This window comes from Gandjariella thermophila, assembly GCF_005405885.1.
In the GTDB taxonomy this organism is placed as follows: domain Bacteria; phylum Actinomycetota; class Actinomycetes; order Mycobacteriales; family Pseudonocardiaceae; genus Gandjariella; species Gandjariella thermophila.
Window position 1 is genome coordinate 1 of the sequence record NZ_BJFL01000126.1, and the last position, 1,062, is coordinate 1,062.

The 1,062-nt window shown below is 66.1% G+C and carries 3 protein-coding genes; 1 reads left to right on the forward strand and 2 read right to left on the reverse strand.

Annotated elements, in window-relative coordinates:
• The coding region (locus FFT21_RS29435; RefSeq protein ID WP_225978861.1) for a hypothetical protein at positions 1-208 on the forward strand (208 nt) is incomplete at its 5' end.
• On the opposite strand, the gene FFT21_RS28635 is transcribed toward FFT21_RS29435, so the two are convergent.
• Positions 188-736, reverse strand: a complete 549-nt coding sequence (locus FFT21_RS28635; RefSeq protein ID WP_137817000.1) for a hypothetical protein — start codon at positions 734-736, stop codon at positions 188-190. The two genes, FFT21_RS29435 and FFT21_RS28635, sit on opposite strands and share 21 nt — an antisense overlap.
• Positions 737-909: 173 nt before the next feature.
• A partial coding sequence (locus tag FFT21_RS28640; RefSeq protein WP_137816618.1) for an integrase core domain-containing protein occupies positions 910-1,062 on the reverse strand: 153 nt, incomplete at its 5' end.

The following is a 1,062-nucleotide window of genomic DNA, read 5'->3' on the forward strand; positions in this document are numbered from 1 at the left end:
CCGCTACCACGTCACTGCCGACGGCATCCGGATCGCGGTGTTCTACACCAAGGTCTACAACCGGCTGCTGGTCCCACTCACCGCTGCCGACCCGCCCCAAGCCCCACCCCAGTTACGACAAGCGCTGCGCACCCTCGACCGGCACGTCAAGGACTCCATCGATCGGGCACACCTGGCAACGACAGCCTCAAACTTGACACAGATGTGAAGAAGCCCGCGACCAAAGATCGCTAAGGATCAGGCGAGGGAACCAGGTCAGATAGCGTTGGTTGAGTTCGGCCATCGGCCCAGCGATCTGCTGCCATCTCGTGGTCTCGACAAGCATCTCCGCGCGTGCGCGCTCCTCGTCGGAGGCATCGGCCTTGGCGAGCTGACGCGCTGCGTCGACGTACTGCGGCACGCGGCCGAGATCGGGATCGTCGACAATGCGGTAACGGGCGATCTGCGACCAGGGCAGCCCAGTGACTGGGTCGATGCCGCCACCTGGCCGGGTCAGCCATGTCACGATGCGCTCGCGAGCTGCGTGGTACGTAGCCGCCAGTCTGCTACTCCGCTTGCGATCGGCGAGCACTTTGGCCACGGTCGCCAGTTCCTCCCAGAGTTGCTCGTCGCTGGGGGCACGGTTGGCGAGAGCAGTCAGGCGGCCGACCAGCCGGCCGCTCTCCTCACGTGGTAGGTCAGCGGGGCCGTTGACCATCAGCTCCTGTTGGAACTCCTCCACCTCGTCCTTGTCCACTGCCGGCTGGCCAGCCCGTAGAGCGGCGTCCCCCTCGCGCCACTCCTCAAGCGGAATCGCGCCCTTCCACGCCTGCTGACGCAGTTCGAGCAGGCGGTCGAGAACGTCGACCGGCCAGCCCCACAGTTCCTCCGCCGCGAGGGGAGTTCCCCCCCGATGACCGGACGCCTGGCTTATGCGGCTTGGGTGGACGGTAGCAGGCGGTCTGTGCGCTGGTGATGCTCCCATTCGATGGGCGTGAGATAGCCGAGGGCGGAGTGCAGCCGCCGCCGGTTGTACCAGGTTTCGATCCAGCGAAAGATCTCACGCCGGGCTTCGTCGCGGGT